General features: G+C 65.6%; 13 protein-coding genes. 7 read left to right on the plus strand and 6 right to left on the minus strand.

Annotated features, from left to right (window positions below):
- Position 1: 1 nt before the first annotated feature.
- Positions 2 to 724: a hydroxyacylglutathione hydrolase gene (gene gloB, locus E5554_RS03635; RefSeq protein ID WP_136185985.1), complete on the plus strand. Its 723-nt coding sequence runs from the start codon at positions 2 to 4 to the stop codon at positions 722 to 724.
- 68 nt (positions 725 to 792) lie between these two features.
- Positions 793 to 1,194 (plus strand): hypothetical protein, encoded by a 402-nt coding sequence (locus E5554_RS03640; protein ID WP_136185986.1) that lies wholly within the window; start codon positions 793 to 795, stop codon positions 1,192 to 1,194.
- Between the two features lie 16 nt (positions 1,195 to 1,210).
- On the opposite strand, the gene E5554_RS03645 is transcribed toward E5554_RS03640, so the two are convergent.
- The 3 genes from E5554_RS03645 to ruvA all read right to left on the minus strand — a co-directional run bounded on the left by E5554_RS03645 (position 1,211) and on the right by ruvA (position 4,791).
- Entirely contained in the window at positions 1,211 to 2,989 is a 1,779-nt protein-coding gene (locus E5554_RS03645) for an AMP-dependent synthetase/ligase (RefSeq protein ID WP_136185987.1), read from the minus strand.
- Between the two features lie 177 nt (positions 2,990 to 3,166).
- A complete protein-coding gene (gene ruvB, locus E5554_RS03650; RefSeq protein WP_004209282.1) occupies positions 3,167 to 4,189 on the minus strand; it encodes a Holliday junction branch migration DNA helicase RuvB in 1,023 nt (340 codons plus the stop codon).
- The gene (ruvA, locus tag E5554_RS03655; RefSeq protein WP_099232131.1) at positions 4,186 to 4,791 is read right to left on the minus strand and encodes a Holliday junction branch migration protein RuvA; all 606 of its coding nucleotides are present in this window, start codon (positions 4,789 to 4,791) and stop codon (positions 4,186 to 4,188) included. Before ruvA ends, ruvB begins: the two co-directional genes overlap by 4 nt.
- Positions 4,792 to 4,932: 141 nt before the next feature.
- Here ruvA and E5554_RS03660 point away from each other — a divergent pair, with 141 nt between their 5' ends.
- From E5554_RS03660 to E5554_RS03670, 3 genes are read left to right on the plus strand one after another with little or no spacing between them, the layout of a single operon-like run.
- On the plus strand, positions 4,933 to 5,508 hold the full coding sequence (locus tag E5554_RS03660; RefSeq protein WP_004209285.1) for a hypothetical protein: 576 nt from the start codon (positions 4,933 to 4,935) through the stop codon (positions 5,506 to 5,508).
- A 38-nt stretch (positions 5,509 to 5,546) separates the two neighbouring features.
- Positions 5,547 to 6,182, plus strand: coding sequence for a DUF1345 domain-containing protein (locus E5554_RS03665; protein ID WP_136185988.1), 636 nt, complete (start codon positions 5,547 to 5,549; stop codon positions 6,180 to 6,182).
- Positions 6,183 to 6,232: 50 nt separating this feature from the next.
- Positions 6,233 to 7,534: an isoprenylcysteine carboxylmethyltransferase family protein gene (locus E5554_RS03670; protein WP_136185989.1), complete on the plus strand. Its 1,302-nt coding sequence runs from the start codon at positions 6,233 to 6,235 to the stop codon at positions 7,532 to 7,534.
- Positions 7,535 to 7,552: 18 nt separating this feature from the next.
- On the opposite strand, the gene E5554_RS03675 is transcribed toward E5554_RS03670, so the two are convergent.
- Positions 7,553 to 8,926 (minus strand): glutamate--cysteine ligase, encoded by a 1,374-nt coding sequence (locus E5554_RS03675; protein ID WP_136185990.1) that lies wholly within the window; start codon positions 8,924 to 8,926, stop codon positions 7,553 to 7,555.
- A 101-nt stretch (positions 8,927 to 9,027) separates the two neighbouring features.
- Positions 9,028 to 9,774, minus strand: coding sequence for a 16S rRNA (uracil(1498)-N(3))-methyltransferase (locus E5554_RS03680; RefSeq protein WP_136185991.1), 747 nt, complete (start codon positions 9,772 to 9,774; stop codon positions 9,028 to 9,030).
- Positions 9,775 to 9,869: 95 nt separating this feature from the next.
- Between E5554_RS03680 and ubiA the strand changes: the two genes are divergently transcribed.
- Both ubiA and E5554_RS03690 read left to right on the plus strand, forming a co-directional pair.
- Positions 9,870 to 10,778, plus strand: a complete 909-nt coding sequence (ubiA, locus tag E5554_RS03685; RefSeq protein WP_136185992.1) for a 4-hydroxybenzoate octaprenyltransferase — start codon at positions 9,870 to 9,872, stop codon at positions 10,776 to 10,778.
- On the plus strand, positions 10,775 to 12,241 hold the full coding sequence (locus tag E5554_RS03690) for a phospholipase D-like domain-containing protein (RefSeq protein ID WP_136185993.1): 1,467 nt from the start codon (positions 10,775 to 10,777) through the stop codon (positions 12,239 to 12,241). The genes ubiA and E5554_RS03690 overlap by 4 nt, the downstream gene beginning before the upstream one ends.
- Here E5554_RS03690 and E5554_RS03695 read toward each other — a convergent pair.
- On the minus strand, positions 12,238 to 13,344 hold the full coding sequence (locus tag E5554_RS03695; protein WP_136185994.1) for a pyridoxal phosphate-dependent aminotransferase: 1,107 nt from the start codon (positions 13,342 to 13,344) through the stop codon (positions 12,238 to 12,240). The genes E5554_RS03690 and E5554_RS03695 overlap by 4 nt on opposite strands.
- Between the last annotated feature and the right edge of the window lie 27 nt (positions 13,345 to 13,371).

The following is a 13,371-nucleotide window of genomic DNA, read 5'->3' on the forward strand; positions in this document are numbered from 1 at the left end:
GATGCTGCAGGTCGTCCGCGTCCCCGTCCTCTCGGACAATTATGTCTGGCTGCTGCATGATGATGCCAGCGGCCAGACGGTCGCGGTCGACCCGTCGGTCGCCGAACCCGTGCTGGCGGCGGCTGCGGAACGCGGCTGGACCATCGACCAGATCTGGAACACCCATTGGCACCCCGATCATGTCGGCGGCAATGCCGGTATCAAGGCTGCGACTGGCTGCCTTGTCACCGGCCCGGCCGCCGAAGCCGCCAAGATCGACACGCTCGACCGGCAGGTGGGGGAGGGGGACAGCGTCCGCATCGGCGATCATGTCGCCATGGTGATGGCCGTTCCCGCCCATACCGCCGGCCATATCGCCTATCATCTGGCCGATGACGCGATCCTCTTCGTCGGCGACACGCTCTTTGCCATGGGCTGTGGCCGCCTGTTCGAAGGGACGGCGGCGCAGATGTTCGCCAATATGCAGCGGTTCAAGGCGCTGCCGGGCGACACCATCGTCTATTGCGCGCATGAATATACGGAGAGCAACGGCCGCTTCGCGATGACGGTGGAGCCGGACAATGCCGCGCTTCAGGCGCGCATGGTGGATGTCTTTGCTGCCCGTGCGCGGGGCGAACCAACCGTGCCCACCACCATCGCGCTGGAACGCGACACCAACATCTTCATGCGCGCGCAGGACGTCGCTCAACTGGCGGAGCGGCGCGCCGGCAAGGACGCATTTTAGGCGCGGCCCTCGACGGATTCCGCGCTATCATGGCGTCCTGTTTGCAAGGACATGGATGGAGAGAGGCGATGCGCGCATGGATATGTCTGGCCCCGCTCGCGCTGGCGGCCTGCAGCGGCACTTATGAGCCGACGCCGCTGACCGAGAAGCAGGCGGCCAAGATGGACAAGGCGCTGGCCGGACTGGTGCCGGGCGACAAGGTGACCTGCGTCAACCGAGAGCCGCAGACCAATTTCACCGTCATCAGCGGCAATACGCTGCTCTATCGGGTCAGCAAGAAGCTGGTCTACAAGAATGAACTGATCGGCAGTTGCAACGGCCTGGCGCGCGGCGACACGATGATCGTGCGCACCTTCGGCGCGCAATATTGCCGGGGCGACATCACGAGCAGCGCGGATCTGACGATCGGCATTCCGACCGGCAATTGTGCGCTGGGCGATTTCATTCCCTATCGTCCGCCGGCCCCGTAAGTCCGATTGGACGTGCCTACCCCTTGTAGAGCGCGTCCAGCCGGTCCTGATAGCGTTTGCGGATGACATGGCGCCGGATCTTCATCGACGGCGTCAGCTCCTCATTCTCGATCGCGAACGGCTCATCCGCCAGGATGAAGCGGCGCACCCGCTCGATCACCGACAGATCGTCATTGACCCGATCGACCGCCGCGCGCAGCGCCGCCAGATAGGTCGGATCATCGGTGATGCCCTTGATCGGCCGGCCATTGGCGGCCGCCCATTCCATCGTCCATTCCGAATCCGGCACCAGCAGGCCGACCAGATGCGGGCGACGATCGCCATAGACCATCGCCTGGCCGATCTCCGGCTGAAGCGTCAGCATGCCCTCGACCTTCTGCGGCGACACATTGTCGCCCTTGTCGTTGACGATCAGATCCTTCTTGCGGTCGGTGATGCGGATGCGGCCGCGATCGTCGATCTCGCCAATGTCGCCGGTATGCAGCCAGCCATCCTTCAACACCTTCTCGGTCTCGACCGGGTTGCGCCAATAGCCGTGCATCACCAATTCGCCGCGCACCAAAATCTCGCCATCCTCGGCGATCTTCACCTCGACCCCGTCCAGCGGCGGGCCGACAGTGTCCATCGCGATGCCGGCGGCGGGGCGGTTGCAGCTGATCACCGGGCCGGCCTCGGTCTGGCCATAGCCCTGCAGCAGCATCAGCCCCATCGCCTCGAAGAACAGGCCGACATCCGGGTTCAGCGGCGCGCCGCCCGACACCAGCGCCTTCATCCGCCCGCCGAAACGGGCACGAATCTTGGGGATCAGGGTGCGCGACAGCAGCGCCTTCATCGGCAGGTCGACGATCGACGACTTGCCCTGCTGTTCCTTGGCGGCGATGCGCAGGGCCTGGTTGAGCAGATAGGTGGGGAATTTGCCTTGCTTCTCGATCGACTTGATGATGCGGGTGCGCAGCACCTCGAACAGGCGCGGCACCACGACCATGATGGTCGGCCGGGCTTCCTCGATATTGCTGGCCAGCTTCTCCAGCCCTTCGGCATAATAGATCTGCCCGCCCAGCAGCATCGGCAGGAACTGGCCGCCGCTATGCTCATAGGCATGGCTCAGGGGCAGGAACGACAGGAAAACCTCGTCGCCCCAGCCGAAATCCTCCAGCACCACCTGTCCCGCGCCTTCGACATTGGCCAGGATCGCGCCATGATGCTGCATCACGCCGCGCGGGGCGCCGCCGGTGCCGCTGGTATAGATGATGCACGCCTGGTCGCTGCGCGCGGCGGTCTGGGCCAGCGCACAGGCATCGACATCGGCTGGATGGGCGGCGATCAGGTCGGACCACAGGCGGCACGTATAATTGCCCTGCGCACCGCGGATAGGTTCCATCGGAATGACCAGGCTGACCTGCGATCGCAGCACCGCCGGCATCAGCGTCGTCGCCAGCTTGGCGGTCGACACGATCACCGCGCGTGCGCCGCTGTCGGTCAGGATATGCTGATGGTCCCGCGTCGTATTGGTGGTGTAGGTCGGCACCGTGATACAGCCGGCCGCCATGATGGCGAGGTCGGCGATGCAAAATTCCGGGCGATTTTCGCTGACCAGCATCACCGGATCGCCGGGCTTCAGCCCTTCCGCCTTCAGCCCGGCCGCCAGCGCCACCACCTGGCGCGCCACTTCGGCCCAGCTCAGCGACTGCCATGTCCCCTGCGTCTTGCGCCATAGGAAGGGCGCGTCGCCCTTTTCCTTGGCGCGGGCAAAGAACATGGTGACCAGATTGGGGAAACGTTCGATCGCCCTCACAGGCTCAACTCCTCTTACATCGGCGCGTCTGCCGCGCGCCTGCAGCGCCAGCTGGCTATAGCCCGGCCTTGCCGTAACGGCCATGCACAATAACGGGTTTCGGCGCATATCGCTGCGTCGAATCGGGAAAGCGCGCGCTCTAGAAAGGCTGGCCGAATGGCGCAAGCGCCAATGGGATCAGTCGAACAGCCCGTCCTGCGACCCGGCCGGGGGATTGAGGCCCAGATGCTTCCAGCCCGGCCCGTTGAGACAACGGCCCCGCGCGGTGCGGGCGATCAACCCCAGCTGGATCAGATAGGGTTCGACCACTTCCTCAATCGTGTCGCGCGCTTCGGACAGACCGGCCGCCAGCGTCTCGACCCCCACCGGACCACCGCGATAGATGTCGGCGATCATGTGCAGATAGCGCCGGTCCATCAGGTCGAGACCGAGATGATCGACCTCCAGCCGTTGCAGCGCCGCATCCGCCACCTTGGCATCGACGGTCGGGGCGCCGGCGACATTTGCAAAGTCGCGCACCCGGCGCAGCAGCCGTCCGGCGATGCGCGGCGTCCCGCGCGATCGGCGGGCGATCTCGATCGCGCCGTCCGACGTGATCGCCAGGTCCAGCAGCCGCGCCGCGCGCCGGACCACCAGTTCCAGTTCGTCCACTGTATAGAATTGCAGCCGCACCGGAATGCCGAACCGATCGCGCAGCGGCGTCGTCAGCAGACCCTGGCGCGTGGTCGCGCCGACCAGAGTGAAGCGCGGCAGGTCGATGCGCACCGACCGGGCCGACGGTCCCTCGCCGATCATCAGGTCGAGCGCCCGGTCCTCCATCGCGGGATAGAGCACTTCCTCGACCGCCGGATTGAGCCGGTGAATTTCGTCGACGAACAGGACATCGCCTTCGTCCAGATTGGTGAGCAGTGCGGCCAGATCACCGGACTTGGCGATCACCGGGCCGGACGTGGCGCGGAAACCCACGCCCATTTCCTTGGCGACGATCTGCGCCAGCGTCGTCTTGCCAAGCCCCGGCGGGCCGAAGAACAGCACATGGTCCAGCGCCTCGCCACGGGTGCGCGCCGCCTGGATGAAGATACGCAAATTCTCGCGCGCCGCCTGCTGCCCGACAAATTCGTCGAGCGACTTGGGCCGCAACGCCGCATCGACATCCTCGGCCCGGCGGGCGGGGGTGATCAGGCGATCCTCTTCGCTCACTTCGCCGCCTTCCGCAGCGCCAGGCGGACCAGCGCGTCAAGGCTGGCGCCTTCGCCCAGTTCCTCTTCGGCGGCCGCCACCGCGCCGCTTGCCTCGGCCGGCTTGAAACCCAGATTCTGCAGGGCCGACAGCGCGTCGGCGGCAAAGCTGCCGGTCGGTAGCGCAACCACGCCCGGCATGCCCGGCGCTCCGGTCGGTGCGGTGCCGATCTTGTCCTTCAGCTCGTTGACGATGCGCTGGGCCAGCTTGGGGCCGACGCCATTGGCGCGCGCGATCATCGCCTTGTCGCCCATCATGATCGCACGATGCAGCTCCAGCGGCTCCAGCGCCGACAATATCGCCAGCGCCACGCGCGATCCCACGCCCTGCACATGGGTCAGCAGCCGATACCAGTCGCGCTCCTCGGCACGGGCAAAGCCGACCAGCCGGATCGAATCCTCGGCCACCAGCATTTCGGTGTGGATGGTCACCGCCTCGCCCACCGGACCGAGCGCCGCCAGCGTCCGCGATGACGCGCCGACCAGATAGCCGACCCCGCCGACATCGATGATGGCATGGTCGATGCCCGTGCTGTCCAGCCGTCCTTTGAGTTTCGCGATCATCGCCATTGCCCCATGGTCATGATCTGTTCTTTACAGCCTCTTGCGCCCCGCGCCAGACAAAAGCGCATGGGCGCTCGGGCACCAAATGGCGGCCCGTGCGTAATGCCGGTCGATTGCCATCCGCCAGAGGACCAAGAGACGATGCTGATGACCGCGCCGATGCTGACCCCCAAGGATTTCGAATTTCCCGCGATCATGCTGTCGGGCGTGGTCGACCATGGCATGTATCTGCATTTCAAGAATTGCCTGTCCACCGCGCCGCAGCAGGGTCTGGTGGTGGTGGAAATCTCCACCCTGGGTGGCGATCCGGAGATCGCGCGGATGATGGGGGAGGATATCCGCTTCCATTCGGACCTCTATCCCGAACGGCGGCTGGTCTTCCTCGGCAAGACCGCCGTCTATTCCGCCGGCGCCACCTTCATGAGCTTCTTCGCCACCGAGAATCGCTATCTGACGCGCGGCACCCGGCTGATGATCCATGAGCGGCTCATCACCAAGAATATCCATCTCGAAGGGCCGCTCTCCACCTGCATCGCGACGTTGAAGGCCTCGCTCCACGAGATCGAGGCGTCGATCGCGATCCAGAATGAGGGCTTTGCCAATCTCATCCTGGGATCGCAGGTGACGATGGAGGAGGTGCTGCAGCGCGCGCCGGAAAACTGGTATCTGGAAGCCAATGAGGCCGCCGCGCTGGGGCTGGTGGCGACCGTACTCTAAACGCTTGCGCGGCGGCATTTTCGGGCCTTTGATGCGCCATGGCCAAGACGCAGAAGCGATCCACCCTCTTTCCCTGGCGCTATGGCATGTTCCTCATGCTGCTGCTGTCGATCGCGCCATTGATGCTGTGGCTGCCCTGGCATGAGGCGGTGATGGGCGGGTTCGACCTTGCCGCCATCGCCTTCTGCCTCGCCGCCGTGCCGCTGATCGATTCCGATCCGGCCCAGATGCGGCGCAAGGCCGTGCTCAACGACGCGAACCGGCAACTGATGCTGCTGCTGACCGGGGTGGTGTGCATCGTCATCCTGGTTGCGGTCGGCGTCGCCGCCAGCGCGCCGGGCCATCCCGATGCGGAAAGCGTCGTGCTGCTGCTGGCGACGCTCGTCATCGCCTGGCTCTTTTCCAACCTCGTCTATGCGATGCACTATGCCCATGCCTTCTACCTCGCCGACGACAAGGGCAAGGATGCGGGCGGCCTGGATTTCCCGGACACGGACGAGCCGGTCTATTGGGACTTTCTCTATTTCGGCTTCACCCTCGGCATGACCTTCCAGACCTCCGACGTGTCGATCACCTCGACCGGCATGCGCCGCACGGTGACGCTCCATTGCCTCGCCGCCTTCGTCTTCAACCTCGGCATCCTCGCCTTCACCATCAACGTACTGGGCGGTTGAGCCATGGGTTTCATGGCTTGCTTACCAATATCGGCTATAAGCCCGATCCCATGAGCAAGAGCGCTGATCCCTGCCCCAAATCCGCCGTCAGCCATGGTGTCGGCATTGCCGGCCTCGTCGGTCTCGGCCTCTGGACCCTGGTGGCGCGCCATTATGGCATGAACGGGCCGAATGCTGGTCTGGCCGCAGTGGTCGCCTGCGGCATACCGATGGTGCTCTGGTCGCTGCTGGTGGACAAGGTGCATCGCAACCCCAGCACCGGCGTCGACTGGAACGCGCCGGCCCGTTCGGTCCTCAGCATGCTCGACATCAGCCTGGTGAAGATTGCGGGCCTGTGGGCGACATGGCTGGCCATTGCCGTCTGCTACTGCATCGGCCGCTGGTATTGGACCGGCAGCTATCGCTTCGCCATGGACCTGCTGATGGCGGCGGCGCCGTGGCTGCTCTTGCTGTCCATCCCCTATGTCCTCTGGCTCGACCGCCGGCTGGTCGAACCGCGCGATGCCTGTTTCGCCTTCGGCCAATGGGTCATCGGCGGCGCAGCCGGCAAGGCGGACATGGCGCAGGTCGCCAACCATGCCCGCGCGTGGGCGGTGAAGGGCTTTTTCACCGCCTTCATGATCAGCATCGTGCCGGGCAATTTTTCCAGCGTCATCGACTGGCGGCTCGACGACCTGCTGCACAATCCGGTCGCGCTGACCGGTTTCCTGATCGGCATCATGTTCATGATCGACGTCTGCATGGCGACGGTCGGCTATCTGCTGACGATGAAACCGCTGGATTCCCATATCCGCACCGCCAATCCCCATCTGGGCGGCTGGCTCGCGGCTTTGCTCTGCTATCCGCCCTTCGTCATGATGGGGGCGGGCGGCCCGTTCGACTATCATGGCGGCGGCGCGGAATGGGATGTCTGGACGCGGGGCATGCCGGCGCTGCAATGGGGGCTGGGTGCCTTGCTGGTGCTGCTGACCGCCATTTATGCCTGGGCGACGGTCGCCTTCGGCATCCGTTTCTCCAACCTCACCCATCGCGGCATATTGACCCATGGGCCCTATCGCTGGACCCGCCACCCCGCCTATCTGACCAAGAATCTCTTCTGGTGGTTCTCGTCGCTGCCCTTCCTCACCACCACCGGCAGCCTGACCGACATGGTGCGCAATTGCGCGCTGCTGGGGGTCACCAACGCCGTCTATTATTGGCGGGCCAGGACGGAGGAACAGCATCTGTCCGCCGATCCCGCCTATCAGGCCTATAGCGACTGGATGGCGCGCAACGCGCCGGTGCCACGCTTCTTCGCCTGGGTTGTCGGCCGCAAGCCGGACGCGCCACGGGAAACCCAGCCCGCCGAATGACCGGCGGGCTGGGTAGGATCAGAAGCTTTCCTCGGCATAGACGCGGCTGACATCGCTGCCCCATTCGCCATGATAGCGGTCGAGCAGCCGTTCGGCCGGGGTCTTGCCGGTGGCGATCACCTCATCGAGCGCCGACAGATAGCCGGTCTCATTGTCGCCTGCAGCGTTGAACCGCTGGCGCGCGGCAAGACCCGAGCGGGCGATATCTAGCACCTGCGGCGCGATGTCGCGCAGCGTGCGCCCGCCCGACACTGGCGCGTCGAGGCCCAGCTTCGGCACGGAATCGCGCAGTATCTGCCGCTCCTCCATGCTCCAGTCCTTGACCAGATCCCAGGCGGCATCGAGCGCACCCTGATCATAGAGTAGGCCGACCCACAAAGCCGGCAGCGCGCAGATGCGATTCCACGGGCCGCCATCGGACCCGCGCATTTCCAAGAAACTCTTCAATCGCACTTCGGGGAAGGCGGTGGAGAGATGATCCTCCCAATCCTTCTCGGTCGGCTTCTCGCCCGGCAGCACCGACAGCTTGCCGTCCAGGAAGTCGCGGAAGGACAGGCCCGCCGCATCGATATATTTGCCGTCGCGATAGACGAAATACATCGGCACATCGAGCGCATAGTCGGCATAGCGCTCGTAACCAAAGCCGTCCTCGAACACGAAGGGCAGCATGCCGGTGCGCTGCGGGTCGGTGTCCGACCAGATATGGCTGCGATAGGACAGGAAGCCGTTGGGCTTGCCCTCGGTGAAGGGCGAATTGGCGAACAGCGCGGTGCCCAGCGGCTGCAGCGCTAGCGAGACACGGAACTTCTGCACCATGTCCGCCTCGCTGCCATAGTCGAGGTTGGTCTGGATGGTGCAGGTGCGCAGCATCATGTCCAGGCCCATCGACCCCACGCGTGGCATGTGCCGCAGCATGATGTCGTACCGGCCCTTGGGCATGATCGGCAGTTCGGCGCGGGTCTTGTCGGGCCACATGCCCAGACCCAGGAAGCCCAGCCCCAGCATGTCGCCGACATATTTCACCTGTTCCAGATGGCGGCCGGTCTCGGCGCAGGTCTGGTGCAGATTGTCGAGCGGCGCACCGCTCAGTTCCAGCTGGCCCGCCGGTTCCAGGCTGATCGTGCCGTCGGCGCCGGACAAAGCGATGATATTCTCGCCCTCGAACACCGGGCTCCAGCCATAGCGGGTCAGGCCGATCAGCAGCGTGTGGATGCCGCCCTTTTCCTCATAGGCCGGGGCGTGATGGTCCTTCGTCGAATAGACGAATTTCTCGTGTTCGGTGCCGATCCGCCAGCGATCCTTGGGCTTGGCGCCCTTGGCAAAGGCCGCGATCAGCTGGTCGCGGCTTTCGATGACGGGATCATGTCCGCCCGAGTCTGTTCTGGTGCTCATGCCCCGCCCTTAGTCTTTCCCCTTTGCGCGTCAAATCGAGGCGCGAATGCGACAGATAAGGCAGGCCTATGTCCGCTTCAATTGGTTGCGGAAGAAAACCATTAGCCCCAGTCGCCATTCACCGTCATCCAGGCCGCCGTCGCGGCGATCGCGGCCGTCTCCGCGCGCAGGATTCGCGGGCCAAGCGACACCGGCACTGCGCCCGGCGTCGCCCGGATCGCGTCGCGCTCGGCCGGATCGAATCCGCCCTCCGGCCCGACCAGGAAGGCCGCCGGGCCGGGATGGGCGCGCAAGGTTTCGTCCAGCGATGCGCCACCGGTCTCGTCGGCGAAGAACAGATGCCGCTCGGCCGACCAGCCCTTCAGCAGCGCGTCGAGCTTCACCATTTCGGTCAGTTCCGGCAGGGCGGTACGGCCGCATTGTTCGGCTGCCTCCACCAGATGGGCATGCAGCCGGTCGAGATTGAGCTTGTCGACCACCGCCCGCCGGGTCAGCACCGGCTGCAGTCGCGCGACGCCCAGCTCGCACGCCTTTTCCGCGATCAGGTCGATCCGCCCCTTCTTGATCGGCGCGCAGCACAGCCAGAAATCGGGCACCACCTCCGGCGGCTTGGTTTGCTGCACGCATTCCAGCACCAGGTCGCGCTTGCGGATATCCCGCGCCCGCGCGGCCCATTCGCCCGACTTGCCGTCGAACAGCAGCACGATATCGTCCGGCTTCACCCGCATCACGCTGATCAGATAATGGGCGCCATTGCCGTCGATCGGCACGGCGACACCCTCACCCAGCAGTGTTTCGACATGCAGGCGCGGAGCGCTCTGGGGCGGCCAGGCGGGGGTAGCGGTCATTTTGTCTCGTCCATTCCGGCCGCGCTTGTCGTCGGCCTGTTCTTCCCTAAAGAGGAAAGCGCGTTCCCGACAAGCGCGGGACGAACGGAGTTGCAGTGAATCAGTCGATCGTCCCCGACAGCGAAGCGCGCGGCCTGCTCGCGCGCCTGCCGGAAACCCCGCGAATCCTGGCCTCGCTGGCCCGACTCGACCGGCCGATCGGCTGGTGGCTGCTGTTCTGGCCGGGCGCCTGGGCCGTGGCGCTGGCGGGCGGTGCCTTTGTCCGCTGGCCGCTGATCCTCTGGCTGCTGCTCGGCAGCATCGCGATGCGCGGCGCGGGCTGCGTCTTCAACGATATCGTCGATCGCGACCTCGACGCGCGGGTCGCCCGCACCGCTGCCCGCCCGCTCGCCAGCGGCGCGATGTCGGTCAAGACCGCCTGGGCCTGGCTGCTCGCGCTCTGCCTGATCGGCCTCATCGTCCTGTTGCAGCTCAGCCTCCATGCCCAGATCGTGGCGCTCGGCTCGCTGGCGCTGGTCGCCGCCTATCCCTTCATGAAGCGGATCACCGGCTGGCCGCAGGTCTGGCTCGGCATCGTCTTTTCCTGGGCGGCGCTGGTCGGCTGGAGCGAGATTGCCGGTGCGCTGACCCTGCCGGGCCTGTGCCTCTATGCCGGCTGCATCTTCTGGGTGCTGGGCTATGACACCATCTATGCGCTGCAGGACCGGGAGGATGACGCGCTGATCGGCATCGGCTCCAGCGCCCTGTCGATGGGCCGCCATGTCCGGGGCGGGGTGACGCTCTGCTATCTCGTCGCGCTTGCGCTCTGGGCCAGTGCCATCTGGCAGGTCCGGCCGCAGCTGCTGGCGCTGGTCGCGCTGGCGCCGATGGCCGCCCATCTGCTCTGGCAGGTCGGCACGCTGAAGGAAGACGGCACCGATCCGCTCGTCAAATTCCGCTCCAACCGTTTTGCAGGATTGCTGATGTTCCTTGCCTGTCTGGTCGTCGGGAGTGCCGGCGCATGAGCATGACCGGTCTTCCCACCCCCGGCGCGGATTGCTGGCGCATCGAACAGGCGGTGCGCGCCAGCGTGATCGTCGATGCCGACGCCTATTTCCGCCATGCCCGCGCCGCGATCCTGAAGGCGAAGAAGCGAATCATGCTGATCGGCTGGGATTTCGACGCCGCGATCAGCCTGATCCGCGAGGACCAGGCCGATGATGGCGCGCCGGTGGTGATCGGTGACTTCATCAGCTGGCTGGTGGAACGCACGCCGGACCTGGAAATCTATCTGCTGCGCTGGGACATGGGCGCGATGAAGTCGATGGTCCGGCCGACCAACCTCTTCACCACGCTCAAATGGATGGCCCATCCGCGCGTCACGGTGAAGCTGGACGGCCATCATCCGCCTGCCGCCTCGCATCATCAGAAGATCGTGGTGATCGACGACTGCTTCGCCTTTTGCGGCGGCATCGACATGACCGGCGACCGCTGGGACACGCGCCATCATCGCGACGAGGATCCCGCTCGCCGCCATCCCGACGGCTCGCCCTATGGCCCCTGGCATGATGCGACCACCGCCTTGCAGGGACCGGTGGCGATGGCGCTGGGCGACCATGCCCGCGCTCGCTGGGTCGGCGCCGGCGGTGATGAACTGGCCCCGGTTGAGGGCGAATATGATTGCTGGCCCGATGCCCTGCCGGTCCATTTCGAGCATGTCGACGTCGCCATCGCCCGCTCCGCGCCGAAGATGGACGATCAGGACGAACTGATCGAGATCGAAAAGCTCTATCTCCACCAGATCGCGGCCGCCCGGCACTGCATCTATGCCGAAAGCCAATATTTCGCCTCGCGCCGCATTGCCGAGGCGATCGCCAAACGGCTGGGCGATCCGGACGGGCCGGACATCGTCATCATCAACCCGCTCCAGGCCGATGGCTGGCTGGAACAGCAGGCGATGGACACCGCCCGCGCCCGCCTGTTCGAAGCACTCAAGGAGCGCGACCCGCATGGCAAGCTGCGCATCTACCACCCCTTCACCACGCGCGGCGCCCCCATCTATGTCCATGCCAAGATATTGATCGTCGACGATCGGCTGATCCGCGTTGGTTCATCGAACATGAACAACCGCTCGATGCGGCTCGATACCGAATGCGACGTGGTGATCGACACCGCGCTGCCCGGCAATGACGGCCGGCAGGAAGCCATTCTCGCCATTCGCGACGACCTGATCGCCGAACATCTCGATTTGCCGCGCGAGCGTGTGTCGGCGGTGATCGCCCAGCGCGGCCTGATCGCCGCGATCGAGGAATTGCGCACCAAGCCGGGCCGCACTCTGCGCCCCTATGAGGTGCCGGACCTCGCCGATGTCCAGGCCTGGCTCGCCGACAATGAGGTGCTTGATCCCGAAGGCCCGGACGAGATGTTCGAACCGGTCAGCGAACGCGGCCTGTTCCGCCGAATGAAGGGCTGGTTCGGCCGGAGCTAAAGTAGGGCGAGGGCAGTCGCGATCCGCTCCACCGCAATCGCGAAGCCTTCGGTCTGCTGCGCAAAGCCCAGCCGGATATGCGCCGGTTGGCCGAAGCAGTCGCCCGGTGCCAGCAGCACGCCCTGCGCCGCCAGCGCCTCGCACAGCGGCCGGCTGTCGCGCCCGTCGGCTAGCCAGGGGAAGGCGGTGGTGCCGCCCTGTGGCCGCACCCATTGCAGCCTGCCCTCGGCCCCGGCGATCAGTCGATCGAGGACAGCGATGTTGACAGTGGCAACGGCCTTCAACCGATCGGTGATGGAACCGCTGTGCCGCAGCGCATGGGTCGCCAGCCGCTCCAGCAGCGGTGAACTGCTGATCGTGAAGTAACTGCGCGCGTCGATGATCCGGGCGCGCTGCACGTCGTCAGGCGCGATGATCCAGCCCATACGCAACCCCGGCAGCGACAGCGCCTTGGACATGTCGCTGGTGACATAGGCGTTGGGGATGCCGGCGGCCGATGGCTGCGGCGCGCCGAAATAGAGCGGATGGTAGACCTCATCGACCAGCAGCGGCACGCCGCGCTCGGCCAGCGCCGCCGCCAGCCGCGCGATCTCGGCGTGCGGCATCACCGATCCACTGGGATTATGCGGCGTATTGACCACGACCCCGGCGGTGTCGCCATCGACCAACGCCAGAATCGCATCCACATCCTGCGCAAAGCCGGTCTCTCGCGTCAGCGCATAGTGCCGCGTCCCCAGCCCCCAGGCCTGCGCCACCGCCGCATAGGCCGGATAGCCCGGATCGGGCATCAGCATATGCGCGCCCGGCCGCGCGGCGAGGCAGAAGAAGATCGACAGCGCCTCCGACGATCCGGTGGTCGCCACCACTCTGTCAGCTTCGCTGTCATGAAAGGCGGCAATAGCCGCGCGCAAGGCCGCGCTCCCCTCGGGCGGGGCATAGCTCAGCACGGTGTCGTCGATCGCCAGCGGCGCGTCGCCCAGCGCGCAGATATCCGCCACGCTCCAGCGCGGCCCCGTGCTCGACGCCAGATTATAGGCGATCGGCGGCGTCGAGAAATCATAGGCCGACAGCCAATGGTCGAGGGCAAAGGGCGGCAGGTCCATGGCACAACTCCGAGATCAGGCCGCCAG

The organism is Sphingobium sp. PAMC28499 (assembly GCF_004795815.1).
In the GTDB taxonomy this organism is placed as follows: Bacteria; Pseudomonadota; Alphaproteobacteria; order Sphingomonadales; family Sphingomonadaceae; genus Sphingobium; species Sphingobium yanoikuyae.

What these genes read in the sequence shown, in the direction of transcription:
- E5554_RS03690 (WP_136185993.1), top strand. Translation starts at nt 10,775, where the DNA reads ATGAGCATGACCGGTCTTCCCACCCCCGGCGCGGATTGCTGGCGCATC.
- E5554_RS03695 (WP_136185994.1), bottom strand. Translation starts at nt 13,344, where the DNA reads ATGGACCTGCCGCCCTTTGCCCTCGACCATTGGCTGTCGGCCTATGAT.
- gloB (WP_136185985.1), top strand. Translation starts at nt 2, where the DNA reads ATGCTGCAGGTCGTCCGCGTCCCCGTCCTCTCGGACAATTATGTCTGG.
- E5554_RS03680 (WP_136185991.1), bottom strand. Translation starts at nt 9,774, where the DNA reads ATGACCGCTACCCCCGCCTGGCCGCCCCAGAGCGCTCCGCGCCTGCAT.
- E5554_RS03675 (WP_136185990.1), bottom strand. Translation starts at nt 8,926, where the DNA reads ATGAGCACCAGAACAGACTCGGGCGGACATGATCCCGTCATCGAAAGC.
- E5554_RS03660 (WP_004209285.1), top strand. Translation starts at nt 4,933, where the DNA reads ATGCTGATGACCGCGCCGATGCTGACCCCCAAGGATTTCGAATTTCCC.
- E5554_RS03670 (WP_136185989.1), top strand. Translation starts at nt 6,233, where the DNA reads ATGAGCAAGAGCGCTGATCCCTGCCCCAAATCCGCCGTCAGCCATGGT.
- E5554_RS03640 (WP_136185986.1), top strand. Translation starts at nt 793, where the DNA reads ATGCGCGCATGGATATGTCTGGCCCCGCTCGCGCTGGCGGCCTGCAGC.
- E5554_RS03665 (WP_136185988.1), top strand. Translation starts at nt 5,547, where the DNA reads ATGGCCAAGACGCAGAAGCGATCCACCCTCTTTCCCTGGCGCTATGGC.
- ruvA (WP_099232131.1), bottom strand. Translation starts at nt 4,791, where the DNA reads ATGATCGCGAAACTCAAAGGACGGCTGGACAGCACGGGCATCGACCAT.